This window comes from Halobacillus hunanensis (genome assembly GCF_900166655.1).
GTDB classification, from domain to species: domain Bacteria; phylum Bacillota; class Bacilli; order Bacillales; family Halobacillaceae; genus Halobacillus_A; species Halobacillus_A hunanensis.
Genome location: NZ_FVZB01000006.1, coordinates 568167 through 587981, shown reverse-complemented (window position 1 = coordinate 587981; position 19815 = coordinate 568167). Strand labels below are relative to the sequence as shown.

The 19815-nt window shown below is 40.3% G+C and carries 18 protein-coding genes; 12 read left to right on the top strand and 6 right to left on the bottom strand.

The genetic code is table 11. The features are described 5' to 3' along the window. Nucleotides 1-41: 41 nt before the first annotated feature. A complete protein-coding gene (locus tag B5354_RS08485) occupies nt 42-1247 on the bottom strand; it encodes a macrolide family glycosyltransferase (protein ID WP_176142479.1) in 1206 nt (401 codons plus the stop codon). 162 nt (nt 1248-1409) lie between these two features. Here B5354_RS08485 and B5354_RS08480 point away from each other — a divergent pair, with 162 nt between their 5' ends. From B5354_RS08480 to B5354_RS08435, 10 genes are all read left to right on the top strand, one after another. Further along, complete coding sequence (locus tag B5354_RS08480) at nt 1410-1808, top strand: VOC family protein (protein WP_079527799.1); 399 nt, start codon at nt 1410-1412, stop codon at nt 1806-1808. A gap of 139 nt (nt 1809-1947) precedes the next feature. Further along, nucleotides 1948-2844 carry a cidABC operon transcriptional activator CidR gene (cidR, locus tag B5354_RS08475; RefSeq protein ID WP_079527798.1) on the top strand — a complete coding sequence of 299 codons (897 nt, stop codon included), beginning with the start codon at nt 1948-1950 and terminating at the stop codon, nt 2842-2844. Between the two features lie 228 nt (nt 2845-3072). Further along, nucleotides 3073-3606, top strand: coding sequence for an acyl-CoA thioesterase (locus B5354_RS08470; RefSeq protein ID WP_079527796.1), 534 nt, complete (start codon nt 3073-3075; stop codon nt 3604-3606). After that, on the top strand, nt 3606-3974 hold the full coding sequence (locus B5354_RS08465) for a hypothetical protein (RefSeq protein ID WP_079527794.1): 369 nt from the start codon (nt 3606-3608) through the stop codon (nt 3972-3974). The genes B5354_RS08470 and B5354_RS08465 overlap by 1 nt, the downstream gene beginning before the upstream one ends. A gap of 262 nt (nt 3975-4236) precedes the next feature. After that, the gene (locus B5354_RS08460) at nt 4237-6294 is read left to right on the top strand and encodes a BglG family transcription antiterminator (protein WP_079527793.1); all 2058 of its coding nucleotides are present in this window, start codon (nt 4237-4239) and stop codon (nt 6292-6294) included. A 39-nt stretch (nt 6295-6333) separates the two neighbouring features. Continuing rightward, the gene (locus B5354_RS08455) at nt 6334-6819 is read left to right on the top strand and encodes a PTS sugar transporter subunit IIA (protein ID WP_079527791.1); all 486 of its coding nucleotides are present in this window, start codon (nt 6334-6336) and stop codon (nt 6817-6819) included. Nucleotides 6820-6821: 2 nt separating this feature from the next. Beyond that, nucleotides 6822-7106, top strand: a complete 285-nt coding sequence (locus B5354_RS08450) for a PTS sugar transporter subunit IIB (RefSeq protein WP_079527789.1) — start codon at nt 6822-6824, stop codon at nt 7104-7106. Nucleotides 7107-7179: 73 nt separating this feature from the next. Beyond that, a complete protein-coding gene (locus B5354_RS08445; RefSeq protein ID WP_079527788.1) occupies nt 7180-8439 on the top strand; it encodes a galactitol-specific PTS transporter subunit IIC in 1260 nt (419 codons plus the stop codon). A 43-nt stretch (nt 8440-8482) separates the two neighbouring features. Then, complete coding sequence (locus tag B5354_RS08440; protein ID WP_079527786.1) at nt 8483-9514, top strand: zinc-binding dehydrogenase; 1032 nt, start codon at nt 8483-8485, stop codon at nt 9512-9514. 215 nt (nt 9515-9729) lie between these two features. After that, on the top strand, nt 9730-10782 hold the full coding sequence (locus tag B5354_RS08435; RefSeq protein WP_079527784.1) for a galactitol-1-phosphate 5-dehydrogenase: 1053 nt from the start codon (nt 9730-9732) through the stop codon (nt 10780-10782). Nucleotides 10783-11342: 560 nt separating this feature from the next. Here B5354_RS08435 and B5354_RS08425 read toward each other — a convergent pair. Both B5354_RS08425 and B5354_RS08420 read right to left on the bottom strand, forming a co-directional pair. Beyond that, nucleotides 11343-11606, bottom strand: a complete 264-nt coding sequence (locus B5354_RS08425; protein ID WP_079527780.1) for a hypothetical protein — start codon at nt 11604-11606, stop codon at nt 11343-11345. A 46-nt stretch (nt 11607-11652) separates the two neighbouring features. Then, nucleotides 11653-12507 carry an STAS domain-containing protein gene (locus tag B5354_RS08420; RefSeq protein ID WP_079527778.1) on the bottom strand — a complete coding sequence of 285 codons (855 nt, stop codon included), beginning with the start codon at nt 12505-12507 and terminating at the stop codon, nt 11653-11655. Between the two features lie 274 nt (nt 12508-12781). Here B5354_RS08420 and B5354_RS08415 point away from each other — a divergent pair, with 274 nt between their 5' ends. Continuing rightward, nucleotides 12782-13699 carry an aldo/keto reductase gene (locus B5354_RS08415; protein WP_079527776.1) on the top strand — a complete coding sequence of 306 codons (918 nt, stop codon included), beginning with the start codon at nt 12782-12784 and terminating at the stop codon, nt 13697-13699. A 428-nt stretch (nt 13700-14127) separates the two neighbouring features. Continuing rightward, the gene (locus B5354_RS08410) at nt 14128-17274 is read left to right on the top strand and encodes a glycoside hydrolase family 97 N-terminal domain-containing protein (RefSeq protein ID WP_079527774.1); all 3147 of its coding nucleotides are present in this window, start codon (nt 14128-14130) and stop codon (nt 17272-17274) included. Nucleotides 17275-17353: 79 nt separating this feature from the next. Here B5354_RS08410 and B5354_RS08405 read toward each other — a convergent pair whose 3' ends face one another. From B5354_RS08405 to B5354_RS08395, 3 genes are all read right to left on the bottom strand, one after another. Next, a complete protein-coding gene (locus B5354_RS08405) occupies nt 17354-17878 on the bottom strand; it encodes an SRPBCC family protein (protein WP_079527772.1) in 525 nt (174 codons plus the stop codon). A gap of 216 nt (nt 17879-18094) precedes the next feature. Next, a complete protein-coding gene (locus B5354_RS08400) occupies nt 18095-18709 on the bottom strand; it encodes a class D sortase (RefSeq protein ID WP_079527770.1) in 615 nt (204 codons plus the stop codon). 166 nt (nt 18710-18875) lie between these two features. Beyond that, the gene (locus B5354_RS08395; RefSeq protein ID WP_079527768.1) at nt 18876-19481 is read right to left on the bottom strand and encodes an excalibur calcium-binding domain-containing protein; all 606 of its coding nucleotides are present in this window, start codon (nt 19479-19481) and stop codon (nt 18876-18878) included. Nucleotides 19482-19815: the final 334 nt, after the last annotated feature.

Below are 19815 nucleotides of genomic sequence, written 5' to 3'. Positions count from 1 at the left end.
TCGTGTTGAGTAACCAATCAAGTGTCAAACACAAAACTATCTTAGTGTGTTTCGTATTCGTTCTCAAAGCCCGACGATAGATAGTTTTTTACTATTTTTATAGCTTTTGGAACGCCGCCGCTTGCTTTGAAACTTTCATCAATCTTATGGATGCCCTCCATATACTTTTCTTTTTCTAAGACTTCTTCCACGGCAAAAAGAAGCTTAGCAGCGGTAAGAGAGTCTTTGGATAAGCAGTAGCCCGCCCCTAATTCCGTCAGTCGTGAAGCGACCAACGGCTGATCTTTATCATGAGGAATAACTACCATCGGAACATGGTAGTGGATGGCTTCATTCACACTGTTCATTCCTCCATGAGTGATGAAAACATCTGCTTTCTCCAATACCTCGAGCTGGGGCACATAACGTCTAAGCCATATGTGAGCTGGTGCAGCTTTAAGTTTTGCTGAATCAGCTTTTCCTATAGAGATGACAACGATTCCGTTAAAATTCATAAAAGCTTCTATGCACATATTGATAAACTCTTCCTGGTTATCCAGAACCGTGCCCATCGAGATATAGAGCAGCTTTTCGTCTTTTAGCTCCTCGATTGGAAAACCCTGACTCCCTTTTCGTTCAGGAAAGCTCGGTCCGATGAACAAATTCTCTTCCCCGAATTGTTCACTATTCGGTTGGAAATACTGACTCGTATAGACGATTTGCAGGTCCCCTGTATTCGTCATGAACTGAAGAAGGCTGTTCGGCTGGACGCCGTACCTATCCTTCAACGCCTGCAGCATGCTCGTGGTTTCCTCATCGAGCTGAAAAGGAACCTCAGAATCAGGATGTAAAGGCAATTGCTTCATTACCGTCTCCGGCATTAAAAATGAAGCAGAGGAGGAGACACCGGGAATTTCCAAGTAATCTTTTACCAATTCGCCAGCCCCGAATCGATCGAAGAAGACGAAATCAAAATGGTGATCTCTGGCTAGCTTTTCCGTGATTTGTAGTGTATCTAATGAAGTTTGAATATGGACCTTTAAGAAATTATTTAATCCCTTCGCACTATTTATCTCCGGTGGGTATATTTGCAGCCAGTCAGTTTGAAGGTGGACAGCTGCACCTACACCTTCCAATCGCTCTTTGAATTGTTCAGTCGTGATATAATGCACTTCGTCCCCATGATTTGTAAATCCTTCCACCATTCCCAGCGTTGGATTAACATGCCCTTCGGCCGGGAAATTTATCATTAAGATCTTCATATGAATCCCTCCCAGTTGTATAGGATATCATCGAAGGAGAAATTTTCCTTGAGGAAAAAGTCGAGTGAGCGAAGGAGGAAATTAGGACAGTCCAAATATTCTTTTTTAAAAAAATTCAGCAGTCACATATGATAAACTTGAGAAAACATGAGAAAGGATTGAGCGATAATGGAAAAAGTTACACCATTCTTAATGTTTCAAGATGGTAAGGCAGAAGAAGCAATGAATTATTACATATCCCTTATTGAGGATTCGGACATTACAAGCATCACTAGATATGGAGCAAATGAATCGGGGGATGAAGGAACAGTCATGCAGGCGACATTTTCTTTAAAGGGGCAAGAATTCATGTGCATTGACAGTAATGTGACACATCAGTTCACGTTCACTCCTTCTTTCTCAATCTTTCTAACCTGTGATTCTGACGAAGAGATTGAGAGTCTTTATAAGAAACTCTTAGAAGATGGAGAAGCACTAATGCCTATTGATGATTATGGTTTTAGTAAGAAGTTTGGCTGGGTAAATGACCGTTTTGGCGTGTCGTGGCAGCTAAACCTCCCTTCATAAAAAGTTGTTAAGCCAATGGGCGCAATTCTGAGAGACTGAATTGCGTTTTTTCTTATTTATAGAACTATAACGCGGAGGGAAATATAAAGAAAGTGGTAAGACGAAGTAATTTTAGCGAACAGGATAGGTGAAAGAACGTATGGATATTCGACACCTGAAGTATTTTATAGAAGTTTCACGTTTTAGCAGCTTTACCCGAGCCGCTGATCATTTGTTCTTAACGCAGCCTACAATCAGTAAAATGATAAAAAATTTAGAGGAAGAGCTTGGGGTTGAGCTGTTTGATCGGTCCAGGAAAAAACTTGTCCTAACAGATGCTGGACGAGTGATACTCGATCAGGCTCAAACGATTGATCGTGCTTTTAATAACTTGCAGACCGAGTTAGATGATTTATTAGGCCTGCAAAAGGGGCATATTCGAATTGGTTTGCCTCCGATTATGGATGCTGATCATTTTATTCGCATACTTGGAGAATTTCATCAGCTTTATCCGAACATTACGTTTCAGTTATTGGAAAATGGGACGAAGAAAATTGAAGAGGATATAACAAATGATCAGCTAGATGTAGGGATTACGGTGCTGCCAACCGAGGAAGAGAACTTCCGCTATTTTTCTTTTATGAAAGAGGGGTTGAAAGTGATTGTTCCTCCGTCCCATCGTCTTGCAGCAAGGAAACAAGTGAAACTTGAGGAATTAAAAGATGAACCATTGATTCTTTTTAACAAGGACTTTGCTCTAAATGACCGAATTAAAGAAGCTTGTAAAGAAGCGGGATTCTTACCGCATGTCGTTTCCGAGAGTACCCAGTGGGACTTTATTGGAAAAATGATTGCGGCTGATCTAGGAATATCGATCTTGCCGCATAGCGTATCGATGCTTCTTAAGGAAGATGTACATAGAATTAAGGTAGTGAAGCCGATGATAGAGTGGGATCTTGCTTTAATTTGGAAGAAAAATCATTATCAATCTTATGCCACGAAAGAGTGGCTGAAGTTTACACAAGAGCGTTTAACGTTTGGGAGTTTTCCTGATTAGTTGCAGGTGTTAAAAGGTGAGTCTGAAGTTCTTCAGGCTCATTTTTTTATAAAATTTTATTATATAATTATGCGAATTGTATTCCTATATGGCATAGGTGGATGCGCTTCCATAGATACCATCTATTGTTTATATGATGAATAACCATTTCACTTATCTTCCTCACAGGCCTACACTAGGTGTTGTCAATGCATTGAACACCATAACAGGCAGGAAAGGGAATGCCATATGATCCAAACAAGGAATCCGAAAGAAAGTCTAATTGTGAATACTGATCAAGTGATGATCAATGATTTGAATAATTATAATACACTCTTTGGCGGCGTGTTGATGAAAAAACTTGATAATAATGCTACTCTGTCTGCTCGCCGTCATGCCAGGGTTAAGGAATGTGTGACAGCTTCAACTGATTCCATTGACTTCCTTCACCCCATTCATCAAACTGATTCCGTTTGTGTAGAGTCATTCGTATCCTACACAGGAAGCAAGTCGATGGAAATCTTTTGCAAAGTAATTGCCGAAGATATGATTTCAGGGGAACGCCGAATGGCAGCGACTGCTTTTCTTACGTTTGTAGCGCTGGATGACAACAAAAACCCGGTTAAAGTTCCAGATATAGTACCTGAAACAAATGAAGAGAAATTTCTTTATGAATCTGGAAAAGAGCGCGCAGAAACACGAAGGATCCGCAGGAAACACAGTCAAGAATTAACCGAGATCATTGGGTTAGAGAAACCGTGGGAAAAGGGAGTGGAAGCATAATGGCACTAGCTGTAGCCGGTCTAAATGATATCTGTAAGGCGAAAGATGACTTAGAGGCAATAAAGCAGCAACATGGCGAACTCTATGAACAAGTGCTTCATGTTGTCAGTTTAACTAGACAATTGCAATTGAATTATGGATATATGAGCTCGTTATTAATGGATGAGGAGCTTCCAGAATATAAGCCGCAGTTTGTGAGAGAATCGGTCCTTCGGCTTTACCATTGTGAAGTACAATCTCTGAAGGAATTCTCAGATATTCATGTTGTCAAAGACTTGATGAAAAAGCACCGAAAAATAGGGGACTCACGAATATTTCTGTTGATTCTTGGGGCGAAACCGGAGCGTCTTCATGGTTCAATGGTGTAGATAATTAATCATGGTAAAATCAACAAAAGTGGTTATTCAAAACTATATGTGCTTTCTTGTACAACGCAAAGCCTGTGTAATAGTAGATTCCTATTTACACAGGCTTTGCGTTTTTATTAAAAGAAGATTCTTACTGTTCAATTTCTGTGTTTTTCCATGTAAATCACGATATTGTACATTAAATGTACATGTACTTTAGATGAAAGCGTATACATTCGTAGTTTTCTGAATGCTACAATAAATTTGGAAAGGGGGGCTAAGGTTGTCACTTGATGATAGAAGTAAGCGGATTATGGATGAATTGGTCAGCAACCCAAGCATTACTAGCCTGGCCATGGAGAAGAAATATAACTTAACTCGACGCCAGCTTGGGTACAGCTTTAACAAAATCAATGAGTGGCTTATGGCCAAGAACCTTCCAGTAATCGAGAGAACGAGAAAAGGTCACTTTATCATCGATCAGTCCGTTTTTACGAAACTATACTGTGAGGAAGAAAGTACTCCCCTAGAGACAACTGCTCTCTCAGAGAGTCAACGTGCAGATCTTATTATCATGATGCTCCTCAGCAGTGAAGAGGAACTTTCTCTTAACCATTTTTCGATTGAACTGAATGTTAGTAAAAATACGGTTCTTAGTGATTTGAAGCAAGTACAGAAAGATTTAGAAGAGTATGGATTGATGATTCGCTATTCTAGAACGTCAGGTTATTTGCTCGAAGGAAAAGAGTTTCAAATACGTAGGTTGCTTATTACAATTACGTATCAACTCCTGCAGGTCCATGGGGGTCACAAGAAGATAAGGCAATTAGCCAATATTGATACGGAAGAAATAAATGAGTTCAATCAACGAATTGAGAACGTTGAGAACAAGTTAAGTTTGAAGTTCACCGATGAAAAATTAGCCACAATGCCATACATTCTTATCTTAATTCTAAGAAGAATCCAGCAAGGTAATGAGATTGATTCATTTTCTATCCAGTATGAGGAGTTATCTGATACGAAGGAATACCTGGCAACCGAGGAGGTTTTTCATGATACGGAGCAAATTCCAGTCGAAGAACGCTTGTTCATTACTCTCCATCTGTTGACGACCAATGTTTATTGGTCGGACTATTTAACGAATGACGATGCTATTCCAAAATTAGTCCCAGCCATCGATGACATGCTGCGCTTATTTGAGAAAAGCGCCTGTATCTATTTGCAAGACCGGCAGCAGCTGATGAATAAGTTGTTTCAGCATATCAAGCCTGCTTATTATCGAATTAAGTACCAGCTTACTGAAACCATGGCTGTTCAAGATTCCCTTAATCAAGAATTCAAGGAGTTACACCATCTCGTCAAACGATCAGCGGGGCCGCTTAAGGACTTAATCGGAGTGGATATTCCTGAAAGTGAAACGATTTATATCACGATGCTTATTGGCGGATGGATGACCAGGCAGGGAGATAGTATTGAGGAAAAAATAAAAGCGGTGGTTGTCTGTCCCCAAGGTGTTTCGGTATCAAGATTAATGTTTAACGAATTAAGGGAGTTATTCCCAGGGTTTATTTTTCTTGATTCCTTATCTGTACGAGAATTTATCGATTACAACTTGGATTACGACATTGTCTTTTCACCGACGTCACTGGAGACAGATAAAAAACTGTTTATTTCCAATGCTTTTCTAACAGATGAGGAGAAATATCGTCTCCGGAAACAGGTCATGCTGGAACTGCACGGATACATCCCAAAAGATATGAACGTAAACCAATTAATAGATATTATTAGCAACCATGCAGTGATCGAAAATGAAAAGAACCTCGCTGATGATTTGCAAAACTACATTGATCGAGATGAGGATTCCTCGGTTACACAGTCTGTTAAAAATAGAGAGAAGAGTATCAAAGACTTAATTCCTCAAAGTAGGATTACAGTAAGGAATGCTGTTGATTCATGGGAGGAGGCACTTCGAGTATGTGCCCAGCCATTAGTAGATAAAGAAAAGATCGAACCGGAATATGTGGAAGCGATGAGTCGTCGGACAGAAGAGGATCCTTATATTGTAATCGGACCAAATATCGCGATCCCACACGCAGCTCCAGAGGAGGGCGTAAATGATGTTGGAATGAGCCTTCTCAGGCTTAAAGAGGGTGTGGATTTTACAGGGGATTATCGGATTAATCTCATAATTGTTATTGCTGCAGTTGATAAACAACAGCATATCCATGCTCTGATGCAGCTGATGAAACTCGCCGGTTCGGAAGAAGATCGAAATCGCATAATAAGCTCTGATACAGTCGAAGAGATTTATAGAATAATTGAATCTTATTCCATGGATTGAACCAACAGTCATTACAAATGAAGATCGTGGGGTTAGAAAATGAATGAAATCTTTTTTAATGAATCCGTCATCCTACTAGATCTAGAAGGCACATTGAAAGAAGATGTTTTAACTACAATGGCCCGCAATTTAGTAGACAGAAATCTTGTGAAAGAAAGCTTTATACAAGCTGTTATCGAAAGAGAAGGTGAATTTCCAACAGGGTTGCCCACAGCAGGGGTATCCGTTGCGATTCCACACACTGACGTGGAACATGTGCACAGAAAAACAATTAGTATAGGCGTTCTAAAACATCCTGTTGATTTCGGTGTAATGGGGGATGATAGCGAAACGATACCTGTAAAACTAGTGTTTATGCTGGCCATGGATGAAGCCCATTCGCAGTTATCACTCCTGCAGACACTGATGCAAATCTTTCAGAATGAAGACACCTTGAAATATTTAGTAAGCGAAAGAGATAAAACAAAGATAAAACATTTATTAGAAGAAAAATTAGACTTTATTGCAATTAAAGGAGATGAGTAAACATGGAAAAGAAACAAGTATTGGTAGCATGTGGAGCAGGGATCGCAACATCAACGGTGGTTAATGGAGCTATTGAAGAAATGGTAAAAGAAAATAACCTTAAAGTTGATCTAGTTCAAATCAAGATTGCAGAGGTTGGAGGCTATGTAGATACAGCAGATTTACTAGTCACGACTGCGATGACGAAAAAGGACTATCCGTTTCCAGTGATTAACGCCCAATCTTTCCTCACAGGAATCGGAACCGAGAATACAAAAAAACAGATTTTAGAAGAACTGAAAAAATAGGCGGCTACAACAAAACTGGAAGACTTTAATTGACGAAAGAGGTTCTCTTTAAACAAGTGGGGAGGAAACGAACATGCAAAGTTTTGTTGATGTAATACAAGGCTTTTTAGACTTAGGTGCAACCGTTATTTTGCCGGTAGCCATTTTCTTGTTAGGGTTACTGTTTGGTCAGAAACCCGGTAAAGCCTTTCGTTCCGGTTTAACAATCGGGGTGGCTTTCGTTGGTATTTTCTTAGTTGTAGATTTGCTTGTTAATAATCTTGGTCCTGCAGCCCAAGGGATGGTTGATCGATTAGGAGTGGAGTTAAATGTGATTGATGTAGGTTGGCCGGCAACGTCATCGATTGCTTGGGCATCTGTTGTAGCGGCCTTTATTATTCCATTAGGTTTAGTTGTCAACGTTGTCATGCTTGTTACGAAGACAACGAAAACGATGAATGTGGACATTTGGAACTATTGGCACTATACATTCATGGCAGCGCTGGTTTACGCAATTTCCGGAAGTATAATTCAAGGACTAATTGCAGCAGTATTATTCCAGATTGTCTGTTTGAAAGTAGCCGATTGGACAGCACCTATGGTAAGTGATTTTTATGAATTACCTGGAGTTTCCATTGCTACAGGCAGTACCATTTCCTACGCTCCGGGAATTTTCCTAGTTCGACTGCTGCAAAAAACTCCCATTATAAAAAAATGGGATGCAGATCCTGATACGATACAAAAACGGTTTGGTATTTTTGGGGAATCGATTTTCATTGGACTCTTTCTTGGTGCAGCCATCGGTTTATTGGCAGGATACAGTGCTGGCGAAGTCATTGAAATCGGTATGGCAATGGCGGCAGTTATGGTATTGATGCCGCGAATGGTTAAGATTCTGATGGAAGGGTTAATGCCTGTATCCGAATCTGCTCGCGAATGGTTATCAAAACGTTTCGGTGAAAGAGAAATTTATATTGGACTTGATGCAGCCGTGTTACTTGGTCACCCTGCCGTCATCTCTACAGCCCTTATCCTCGTGCCTATTACAGTGGTATTAGCCGTTATTCTGCCAGGCAATGCTTTGCTGCCATTCGGTGACCTGGCCACTATTCCATTTATTGTTGCTTTTATCGTTGGTGGTGCAAGAGGAAATATTGTTCATTCAGTCATTGTAGGTACAGTTATGATTGCGTTGTCTCTTTATATGGCAACAGATGTTGCACCTATTTTTACAGAAATGGCGATCAATACAGATTTCAATATGCCGGAAGGGTCAACCAAAATCTCGAGTATTGACCAAGGTGGTAACTTAGTGAACTGGATTATCTATAAGTTATTTAGTCTATTTAATTAAGCCGTTGATATAAGCAGGAATAGATCGTATTGGAGGAGTTCAAATGAAAGCACTAGTCAAAAAGGAACTCGGATATGGTGGGCTGGAAATTCAAGATAAAGAGGAGCCGCAAGTCGGTCGTGACCAAGTGAAAATTGAAGTGGTTTATGCAGGGATCTGCGGATCTGATATTCATACCTATGAAGGACATTACAAGGTGAAAGTGCCTGTTACGTTAGGGCATGAGTTTTCCGGTAAAGTTGTGGAAGTCGGAGAAGGGGTTAACGAATTTAAGGTTGGTGACCGGGTGACATCAGAAACGACCTTCTATATTTGCGGAGAATGTGAGTACTGTCAATCTGGTGACTTTAACTTATGTAATTATCGTAAAGGGCTTGGTACTCAGCAAGATGGCGGCTTTGCCAAGTACTTAATTGCCCGCAAAGACAGTGTTCATCACCTCCCTGAAAAGGTTGATTACCAATCGGCATCCATGACTGAGCCTTTAGCTTGTACGTATCATGCTGTGGCAAAAACGGTGATTAATGATGGAGACGTAGTCGTTGTCATGGGCCCAGGCCCCATCGGATTGTTCACAGCACAAGTTGCAAAGAGCCACGGTGCTCAAGTTTTAATCGCAGGATTAACAAGCGATCGCGTTCGCCTGGAAAAGGCCAGAGAATTAGGAATTGATTACGCAGTAAATACGCAGGAACAAGATATTAAAGAACTGGTTAACAGGTTGACTGATGGGTACGGAGCAGATGTTGTATTTGAATGCTCGGGTGCCTCTCCTGCAGCTAAACAAGGGCTGGATTTGCTGCGTAAAAAAGGTCAATATGGCCAAGTTGGTATTTTTCCTCAATCAGAAGTTCCATTTGACCTTGAAAAAATCATTCAAAAGGAAATCCGAGTAGTAGGGAGCAGAAGTCAAAAGCCGGCTGATTGGGAGCCTTCCCTTGAATTAATGAATAACGGAAGTGTGAATGCCAAAGCGATGGTGACACATGAATTTGATATTACCCAGTGGGAAGAAGCTTATCAAGCTATTAAAAATGGAGAGGCGATTAAAGTATTGTTAACTCCTGTTGAGTAACAAGATTAATTGAAATGAGGGGATAAAATGGTAGATGCTCTTTTAGACTTTATGTTAGGCCCAATGAGAGTAATAGGTGATGTTTATTTCGAATACCAGATCATTTTTAACTCGCTCGTTGTAGGTTGCGCCTTATATAGCATCATTTTCAGAGGAAAAGGGACTCAACAATCATCGGCAAACTAGTAAAGGATTGATAGAAAGGGGGAAGAATGATGAAGTCCCTGAATCTTTATGATGAACGTGATATTCGCTTTGAAGAATCGCCAGAACCAGTCATTGAGCAAGCAGATGATGTGATTGTCAGAGTGAAAGCTGTGGGGATCTGTGGTTCCGATCTATCTAGATATAAAAAGTTAGGCCCTTATGTAGAAGGAATGACATTTGGTCATGAGTTTGCTGGGGAAATTGCAGCAGTTGGGGCTGGTGTTGAAGATATTAAGGTCGGTGACCGCGTGGCTGGATGTCCTACTTACTATTGTGGTAAATGTTTGAGCTGCCAAAAAGGCGAGTTATCCCGCTGTGAAAAATTAACCGTTATCGGTGCGCGTCATCCCGGTGCATATGCAGAATATGTAAAGCTGCCAGCAGCACATATCGTACCGCTTCCAGATCATGTAGACTACGATACAGCAGCGTTGATTGAGCCATCTTCTGTTGTAGCTCACGGCTTCTATCGCACAACTATCCAGCCAGGGGCAGAAGTTGCCATTATGGGCTGCGGAAGTATTGGTTTGCTTTCCATACAATGGGCAAAGATTTTTGGGGCGAAAAAAGTGTATGCAGTTGATATTGATGAAACAAAGCTTGAAGTAGCTAAACAAGTAGGAGCGGACGTCTTAATTAATTCACTGGAAAAACCGGCCCATGAGCAGATTCTTGACTATACGAACGGGCAGGGTGTTGACTTGGCCGTAGAATCGGCAGGCTCCCCGATTACCTCCGCTCAAGTATTTGCCCTCCCAAAAAAGGGCGGGGAAGTTGTCTTCATGGGGATCCCTTATGCGGATATCCATATTGAACGATTCTATTTTGAAAGAATAGTACGTAATGAACTAAGGGTACTCGGCTCATGGAATGCGATTTCTGCTCCATTTCCAGGTAGAGAATGGAGATCTTCAGTTCATTATATGAGTACAGGTCAAATTAATGTTAAGCCGATGATTTCGCATCAGTTGGATTTGAAGGAAGGCCCTGAAACGTTTGAGCATTTGGTTAATAGAAGAGGCTCATATGTGAAGGTGTTGTTTTACCCGGAGAGAGGATAGATAAGTAAAAAGAAGTACAACGTTATGGCTCCACATAACGCTGTACTTCTTTTTGCTTTTTGTTTCTATTCGTTAACAGACTTCTTTTGATGGGTGAGACAGTAAACTTTCCCCTTGAATTGCTTGTTTTCCAAACAAAAATCGCTGACTTTTTTAGAAACTTCCTTTTCGCAGACGACACAAATCTGACGATTATTATGTGTTGGTTGTTGTAGTTTTTTTATATGACGTTGTCTTACTGTAGTATCTGTAATATTTGCTGCTTGTAATGCCTTATAGATGTCTCTTATTTCTTCCAATGTTAATAAAGCTTGATACATTTACTTACCAGAAAAGTAGCTTATGAAATCCATGAACCTAAATAAATTTTAAAAAAGTTTTATAGTTTTTATGTATAAACGGAGATAGAAGGGGATAGACTAATATTATCATTCTCCCTAATCTCCATATATAAGTTTTAACCCACTGTTTTCAGTGGGTTATTTTTTTGGACAGCTTATGATTGGCAGGAAAGAAGAAAGATAGGATCACATGAGTTATACATTAATTAATTCGAGGCGTTATTTGTTTCTTTTGCAGGAAGACATCAGGGAATGACACCTGTTTTTAGCTTTCAATGTATTCGAGAAATCTCGTAACTCCTGGTAAAACGCCTCAATTTCTTTAAGGGTGTCCAGCCGTTGTGGTGGGTTCTTGTCGATGTGTTCCATTATAGATTCAAGCTTTTTTAGAAATTTATCTACTTCGATAGAGACTCCCCCATTTTTACCTCCAATACTAGTATAGTTTTCAGTAAATGGAAAGGAATCTGTTTGAAAATTCACAAAAGCCCTCATCTTATCTAAAATTGATGAGATGAGGGCTTTTAATCTATTTTTCTAATAAGTAGAATCCTATGTATTCAAGAGCTGATTCGAGATTAGGAACAGTCTTGATGTTGGTAGACAGCAGCTGCTTATTGCTGTCTTCGTGTCTGGCAATTTCGGGTGAGATTCCAGTAAGGATGGTTTCGATCCCCATGACTTGAAGGGCTTTAACGAGATCTGCGATAACACAGGGAAAAAAGTCGTCCAGGATAACGAGACCTGAGACATCAATAATGAAATGATCAATTTGATGTTCAGCACTATAACGTAACACGACACGCATGATTTTTTCAGATCTGTATTGATCGATAACCCCTTGAATGGTGAGGGTTGAAATTCCCTTTGTAATCGGGATAATCGGTACATTTAAGAAGGCCATATTATATTTTGTCTGGTCTAATTCTATGATGTGGGACAAGATGTCTGCCATCGATTCAAGGTACTCCACATCTTTTTCGCTGAATTCTTTTTCCGCTTTGTCTATCACACACAACGTTCCGAAAACTTTACCATTTAGATCCCTCAATGTCACACCCAAGAATCCTTTAACATGCAATTGGTCTGTAACCTCTAATCGCCGGGTCACCTCATCCTTTGTCAAGTCCAGCTTGTTCAAAGCATTCTTCTCGTTTTCGATAATGAGCCGGCAATAGGTTCCGTCATATTCCACAGAGTAACCTTCCGGGATAATCTCTTCATCTTCATTATAAGAACTGAATACAGTCATTTCTGTTTCGCCTTTTTTGGTGACATAAGCTGTATTCACATCTAGTTGCTTCGTAATGGCTTCAAACATCTCCCTCGATACGGTCCTTAATGACTCGAAGTTAGAGGAATCCAAATTATAATTACTTACCATGAACATTCTCCCTTTAGTGGTTATATTTCTATGTAAGTGTATCTATCAGCATTGTAAAAGCATACGGCGGGGGTGTTCTACTCTCGTGTGGATCGCTCAGAACATGGCCTTGCAGGGTGTCGGGTTTAAACCTATTATACTCTTTACTTCACCAATTTGAAACTTTAAGTTGGAAAAGCAAGGGTGCAGAGTCCTGCCATCATCAAGCGGATCACAGGAGAACACGTTACAACCTATGGTAGGATAGAATCACCAACGAAAAGGGGGGCTAATTTTGAAAAAAATCAAATTAGGCAACAGCGAATTAGAAGTTGGAGAAATTTCACTAGGGTGCATGCGTATTCATGAACTTGGAAAGCGAGAGGCCGCTAATGTTATTGAAAATGCGATGGAAGTTGGCGTAGATTTGTTCGACCATGCCGATATTTATGGCAGCGGTAAATCAGAAGAAGTTTTCTCAGAAGCGATCAGCATGAATGACGATGTGCGGGAAAAAATGAAGCTGCAGACGAAATGCGGAATTCGAAAGGGATTCTTTGATTTTTCCAGAGAACATATTCTGGAATCAGTTGAAGGCAGCCTGCGAAGGTTGAAAACCGACTATATTGATAGCCTGCTGCTTCACCGTCCGGATGCTTTAATGGAACCTGAAGAGGTAGCCGAAGCATTTTCTATCTTAAGAGAAAGCGGTAAAGTTCGCCATTTTGGTGTGAGCAACCAGAATCCGATGCAAATCGAATTGCTGCAAAAGTATTTAGATGAAGATTTAATTGTTAACCAAATGCAGTTGAGTGTTGTACATACACCGATGATTGATGCAGGGTTCAATGTCAACATGAGCCATGATCCGGCTATTGTCCGAGACAGTAATGTTCTAGATTACTGTCGGTTGAATGATATTACGGTACAAGCGTGGTCGCCGTTTCAACACGGAATGATCGAAGGGCCGTTTGTGGGCAATAAAGAATTTCCAGAAGTGAATGCGAAGCTTCAGGAACTTGCCGAGAAAAAGGGTGTAACGGATTCCGCTATTGCGACTGCCTGGATTTTACGTCATCCGGCAACAATCCAGCCGGTTGTTGGAACGATGAATCAGCAGCGTTTAAGAGATATTGTGAAGGCTTCTGATATTGAACTAACGAGAGAAGAATGGTACGAACTTTATCGTGCAGCAGGGAATGAGCTGCCTTAGTTTTATAATTACGCTAATAGAATGGGAGGTGCTTATCTGTTATAGGTAAGCACTTTTTTAATGGAAAAATAGGGTGGAATATGATGTAAGGATTAAAGATACAATCGATATCAAATCAGTGGCTATAGTCTTATCGTCCTGTAATGAATGGAAAATATAGTGGATTCATTCAATGTAGTGAAAATATATCAAATTATTTTAAATAGTTTGAATTGGAATAAAATTCATGTTAAGGTGAGGTCTATGTTTTTAAGGGAGGAGGATAAAGATTTTATTTTCTTGTTTGTGCAAACGGTTGCATTAATTGCGCGTGGTCAAATGTTACTGTTGTAGATTCAGAAAAAAAGACTGAAAAGCTCGGTTGCCAAAGTTAGATAGTCGTAGTTAATAAGCGCGGTCAATAAGTTAATACACGATGGAGGGAAAATATGATGAATAGGAGAATTGCTTTCCTAAAGATGATTATTGGTTTAGGCCTTGTAATTTCTTTTCTTACATTATCATCTGTGTTTGTAAGTGCTGAAGAGAGTTCTAGTGAAAAAGAAAATAAACCTGTGACTTCAATAGATTCCCCTAATGGGAAGGTCCATTTGAAGTTTCATTTATCTGATAAAGGGGTTCCTCATTATCAGCTTTCTTATAAAGACGAGGAACTAATTGAACCTTCGTCTCTTGGATTTCAGTTTAAAAATCAAAAGGCCTTAGCAGATCAATTTGAAATTGTGAAGACTTCCACAAAAGTATTTGATGATACTTGGGAACCTATATGGGGAGAAAAATCGAAAATTAGGAATCACTACAAACAATTAACGGTATTCTTACAAGAAAAAGAAGCCCCCCACAGGAAATTGAATGTAGTATTCAAAGTTTATAATGATGGAGTCGGATTTCGATATGTGCTCCCTGAACAGGAAAATTTGGGAGAGAATATTAGGATTACAGCAGAGAATACTGAATTTCGATTTTCCAGCAACAATACATCCTGGTGGATTCCTAATGACTGGGACAGTTATGAATATAACTATCATAAAACCCCATTAAGCGAAGTAAAAGAAGTCAGTACACCTTTTACAATGAAAACACCAGAAGGTACACACCTTACTGTTCATGAGGCAGCTCTCATTGATTATGCTGGTATGGCTTTGAAAAAAGCAGAGGGAGGGGACACTGCCTTAAAGAGTCACTTAGCTCCATGGCCAAATAGTAATGTGAAAGTAAAGAAGGATGAGCTTCCTATAAAGACACCGTGGAGAACGATTCAAATTGGCGAAAATGCCGGTGATCTGGTTGAATCTGATATGATATTAAATTTAAATGAGCCAAACGCTCTACAGGATACCTCCTATATTGAACCTATGAAATACGTAGGGGTATGGTGGGAGATGATCAGCGGCAAATCAACTTGGGCTTCTGGCCCCAAGCATGGAGCAACCACTGAAAATGCGAAGCGCTATATAGACTTTGCTCACAAGTATCTCGATACAGAAAATCAAAATATTGGTTTGCTTGTTGAAGGCTGGAACAAGGGCTGGGATGGAGACTGGATCCAAAACGGCGAAAAATTCAGCTTTACAGAGTCATACCCGGACTACGACCTAAAAGAAGTGGTTCAATATGCTCAAGAACATGGGATCTCCTATATTATGCATAATGAAACAGCCGGAGATATCATCAATTATGAGGAACAAATGGCCGAAGCTTATGATTTGTATCAGAAGCTTGGAATTCATGCCATTAAGAGCGGGTATGTTGCTGACTATGGAATTCATAACCCCGAAGGACAGCACCATCATGGCCAATATATGGTGAATCATTATTTAGAAGCTGTAAAAAAAGCAGCTGACCACCAAATCATGATTGATACACATGAACCAATTAAAGGCACCGGTCTTCGTCGTACGTATCCGAACTGGATGAGTCGCGAGGGAGTTAGTGGAATGGAATATAGCGCTTTTAGCGATGACACGAACCCCCCTGAACATACAACGATCTTGCCATTTACAAGAATGATGGCAGGGCCGATAGATTTTACTCCAGGAATATTCGATGTTCAAATTTCTCATGCAGATACACGTGTTCATTCAACACGGGCGAAACAATTGGCGTTGTATGTCACCATATCCAGCGGCACGCAGATGGTAGCAGATTTGCCATCAAATTATAAAGACGAGAATGGGAATATCTTACCAGCCTTTGAATTTATTAAAGATGTGCCAGTAACCTGGGATGATATTAAAGTTCCAAACGCCAAAATTGGGGATTATGCAAGTATCGTACGCCGTAGTGAAGATGAATGGTATATCGGAAGTATTACAGATGAAAACGCGAGAGTATTAAAAACAGAGCTCAATTTCCTTGAAAAGGGTCAAAAGTATGTGGCGGAAATTTATTCTGATGGGCCAAAAGTGGATCTAGAAAGTAACCCAGAGCCGGTCTCTATAAACAGGGTAATTGTTAAAGCTAATGATACCTTGGTTTCTTCCCTTGCAGGCGGGGGAGGACAGGCAGTCAGAATATATCCTGCTTCTACAGAAGAGATCGCCAAGCTTCCGAATTATAAAGCGCCGAAGCTTAAGGTGTCCTATAATGAAGTGCCTAGAGCTATCCAGTCGAATGATACGTTCCACATCAAAGTTGATGTGGAAAATAAAAATAATATCGTAACAGGGAAAGAATTAGAACTTCAAATAGACGGGGAAACCATAGCTTCTCAACATGTAAGGGTTGCCCCTGAGAGCACCGAAACAGTTATCTTATCTTATGACCAATTATTTAAAACGGGCAAGCACCGTATAAGTGTAAAAGGATTAGCTTCTAAAAAAATTACAGTTGAGGAGAAAAAACCAACATTTGAATATAGCAACTTTGAAGTATCTGCACAGGAGCAAACCATAACCGCGACCGCGACCGTAACAAACAAAGGCAGTTACGCGGGCAGTGTAGAGGTACCATTTTATATTAACGGTGAACTAGTAGAAGAGAAGAAAATAGAAGTGCCTGCTGCAGCAGGTGGTGGAAGTAAAGAAGTAGCCTTTACTTATACAACTCCGAACGAAGCTGGCATTTATAAAACGGCCATAGCCAACTTGGAAGCAAAGCTGGCTGCACTGCCAAATATTGAGCTTACGGGGAAATGGTTATTCAATCAAGGAGATGACCCCAGCTGGATGGATCCAGAGTATGACGACAGTCAGTGGCAGTCAGTAACACTGCCTGCAAGCTGGGAAGATCATTCTAACTACACGGAAGCAAATGTGTATGGCTGGTATCGAAAATCTATTAAAATTCCGGAAAAGTGGAAAGGATATTCTCTTAAAGTTACTTTAGGGAAGATAGATGACGTAGATACAACCTATATGAATGGCCAGAAAATCGGACAAACAGGAGAATTTCCAACTGGGGACAACGGAGAAGGCTTGCAGACCGCCTGGAAGAAAGAACGTGAATACGTCATTCCTGCCGAGACCATAAAATATGGCGAAGAAAATGTGATCAGTATCCGCGTGTTTGACGGCTCAGGAGGTGGCGGGATGTATAGTGGACCTGTTAATCTTGAAGTTGTTCCTCAACAATAAATTACGTCTAGCTTTCTATTTCAGACCATAATAATGGAAGGCCTCAAGCCATCGAAATGGCTTGAGGCTTTTTTAGTCTCTATTGCACTCGTTTAAGGTGATCGTCGAGCTTGTCCATTTGCGAGGAAAATCCCTGGACAATCCCCATATCCATAATTGCTTCTAGGGTCTCAACAGAGGCAAATTGGTTTCGCACAATTAGTTTCGTCTGTCCATCCTGATCCTGAAATATATAGCTGGCCTGGATCTCTGGCATGCCTTCTACAGCGTTTCCTTTTTCATCGGTGAATACATCGCTGTACACGATTTTATTTGGTGCTTCAATTTCTTGATAGACTGCTTTGCCCCAGGATTCCTGACCATAGAAATCACCCTGTCCTTCATCTACACAGCGCATGCAATAATGCCACACACCGTCAGGCTCAAATTCAAAGGTGCGATTCTCAGTCTGCCAGCCTTGTGGCCCCCACCAGCTTGCCAGTTGGTCAGATTCCGAAAAAGCTTTAAATACAAGTTCCTTTGGAGCGTCAAATGTCCGTTCCATCACAAGATTCCGTCCCTCTACTGCTGTCTCCAAATTGCTACACCTTTTGTTCTCAGACATGTCCCTTCTTCCTCCTCGTAAAAATGTTCCCTGCAATAGGCAGGCAGAATGTGATCTAGGAGTCGTTTTCTGTTGTTGAGTATGTACATTATATAACAAGGAAGTCGTGAATAGTTTGATTTAAAGATATATTGTTATTAATTTTAGTAAGGAGAAATACTCTTGTGATTTGCTCCGATACGATCGCCTGTTTTTTTACGAAAAGAAAAACACCTCTCAGTTTAAGAGGTGTCCTTGAATAATATATCGATCTGGGGCATTGCCAATAAAATCGAAAGGATAGCATGTCGTTAATGTTAAGGTTGGTTGATCTTTTTTTACGATCACCGTTCGGTCATCTGCATCGGTGATCCAAATCTTATCAACTTTATAATTGTATTCCTTACCATTATAAACTGCAGTCAAAATGTCACCCTTTTTAATATCGCCTAACTCAGTAAATACAGTATCCCGATGTCCGCTTAACACTGTATGACCTTTCTTTTTGTTAGGAACCGTTGTCCATTTGCTGACATACATGCCGACCCCTTTATCCAGGGTATCCTCACCTGTTCCCCAAAAGACTTCAAACTGCTGATTAATCGCAGGTATTTTTAATTTGGCGATATTTTTGCCATGCTCATGATCGTAAGAAAGAGTCTGTATGGGCTGATTTACAGTTTGACTAGAATGATTTTCTTTGTCTGTTCCTGCTGCCTGAACTGTTTCAGTCGATTCCTGTGCTTCGGGTTCAATTTCGGAAACTGATTGAGTGCCTTGCCACCATTGGAAACCACTCCACCCAGCAAGAGCAATGCCTATTACAACCAATGCTGTGGCTATATATTTCATGTACTCACCAACTTTTTTTGTTTAGATCGAACAAGAAGATCAGTCTATCCGTACTAAGAATTATATTACTGTGCAAATAAAAACTGCCTATCAACAATTTACCATTTGTTTATGAGAATAAAAAGGGCAGGCATCAGCCTGCCCAGAAAGGGATGATTATGTATGATTATTGGAATCGCTTACGAATTACAAACAGTGATCCGCCTAACACCGTAAGAATTAGACCAAGAAGTGTGTAGGAAGCGTATGAAGTAGATGTGTTTGGAAGCTCCCCGCCTTGTTGTGCAGTAGTTTCTTCTGAATCGGAAGTGCTTTGCTCGTCAGAAGGATTAGCAGCAGACTCATCGCCATCTTCACATGGGATGCTATCACCATCTCTGTCTAAGCGTTGTGGATCATTTCCTGCAGTGAAACCATTCTCGTCCCAATATGCTTGAGCTTCTTCTTGTGAAGCAAAATGTTTACAGTCTTTATCGGCAGCTGGTGTTGTCTCTTCTGTGCTTTGCTGGTCCTCCGTGTTGTTGTTTTCCTCGTTATTAGCATTGGAACCATCTGATGGAAGGCTTTCACATGGTACCCCATCGTTGTCATTGCCATCCAGGTCATGCGGGTCATTACCTACGCTATAGTTATTATCGTCCCAAAATGCTTGAGCTTCTTCCTTCGTGTCGAAATCACTACAGTTTTTATCTGCTGCACTAGCTACATTTACTCCGGAAAAACCGCCAATTGTCATCAATAAAGCAAATAGACTTACTATTAGTTTTTTCATCCTTATAATTTACCCCTTTCCAGATAAATCATCCCTCCCTAGGAATATATTTCCTATTAATACCAGCCTAAATAATATTGTCGAATATGTAAAGTCAAAAACTAGTTTTTTTTATACTGATTTTTAGAAAAAAATAGAATTTTAATAGGGTTTGATTTACTAATTACCCATTTTTAGAAAGGTGAACAGAGTAAATTAACACAGGACTATAGATACCGAGTTGCAGTATCTGTCGTGGAGTGACTGACTGGGGAGATTTTTATAGAAGGTTTATTCCCAATTTTTACATGAACGATACATTCTTATAAAATGCATTTCACAAATCCCTCTTAGA

Excerpts from the sequence above, each read along its gene's own strand:
- B5354_RS08480 (WP_079527799.1), top strand. The coding sequence starts at position 1,410 with ATGGAAAAAGTTACACCATTCTTAATGTTTCAAGATGGTAAGGCAGAA.
- cidR (WP_079527798.1), top strand. The coding sequence starts at position 1,948 with ATGGATATTCGACACCTGAAGTATTTTATAGAAGTTTCACGTTTTAGC.
- B5354_RS08470 (WP_079527796.1), top strand. The coding sequence starts at position 3,073 with ATGATCCAAACAAGGAATCCGAAAGAAAGTCTAATTGTGAATACTGAT.
- B5354_RS08465 (WP_079527794.1), top strand. The coding sequence starts at position 3,606 with ATGGCACTAGCTGTAGCCGGTCTAAATGATATCTGTAAGGCGAAAGAT.
- B5354_RS08455 (WP_079527791.1), top strand. The coding sequence starts at position 6,334 with ATGAATGAAATCTTTTTTAATGAATCCGTCATCCTACTAGATCTAGAA.
- B5354_RS08450 (WP_079527789.1), top strand. The coding sequence starts at position 6,822 with ATGGAAAAGAAACAAGTATTGGTAGCATGTGGAGCAGGGATCGCAACA.
- B5354_RS08445 (WP_079527788.1), top strand. The coding sequence starts at position 7,180 with ATGCAAAGTTTTGTTGATGTAATACAAGGCTTTTTAGACTTAGGTGCA.
- B5354_RS08440 (WP_079527786.1), top strand. The coding sequence starts at position 8,483 with ATGAAAGCACTAGTCAAAAAGGAACTCGGATATGGTGGGCTGGAAATT.
- B5354_RS08435 (WP_079527784.1), top strand. The coding sequence starts at position 9,730 with ATGAAGTCCCTGAATCTTTATGATGAACGTGATATTCGCTTTGAAGAA.
- B5354_RS08420 (WP_079527778.1), bottom strand. The coding sequence starts at position 12,507 with ATGGTAAGTAATTATAATTTGGATTCCTCTAACTTCGAGTCATTAAGG.
- B5354_RS08410 (WP_079527774.1), top strand. The coding sequence starts at position 14,128 with ATGATGAATAGGAGAATTGCTTTCCTAAAGATGATTATTGGTTTAGGC.
- B5354_RS08405 (WP_079527772.1), bottom strand. The coding sequence starts at position 17,878 with ATGTCTGAGAACAAAAGGTGTAGCAATTTGGAGACAGCAGTAGAGGGA.
- B5354_RS08400 (WP_079527770.1), bottom strand. The coding sequence starts at position 18,709 with ATGAAATATATAGCCACAGCATTGGTTGTAATAGGCATTGCTCTTGCT.
- B5354_RS08395 (WP_079527768.1), bottom strand. The coding sequence starts at position 19,481 with ATGAAAAAACTAATAGTAAGTCTATTTGCTTTATTGATGACAATTGGC.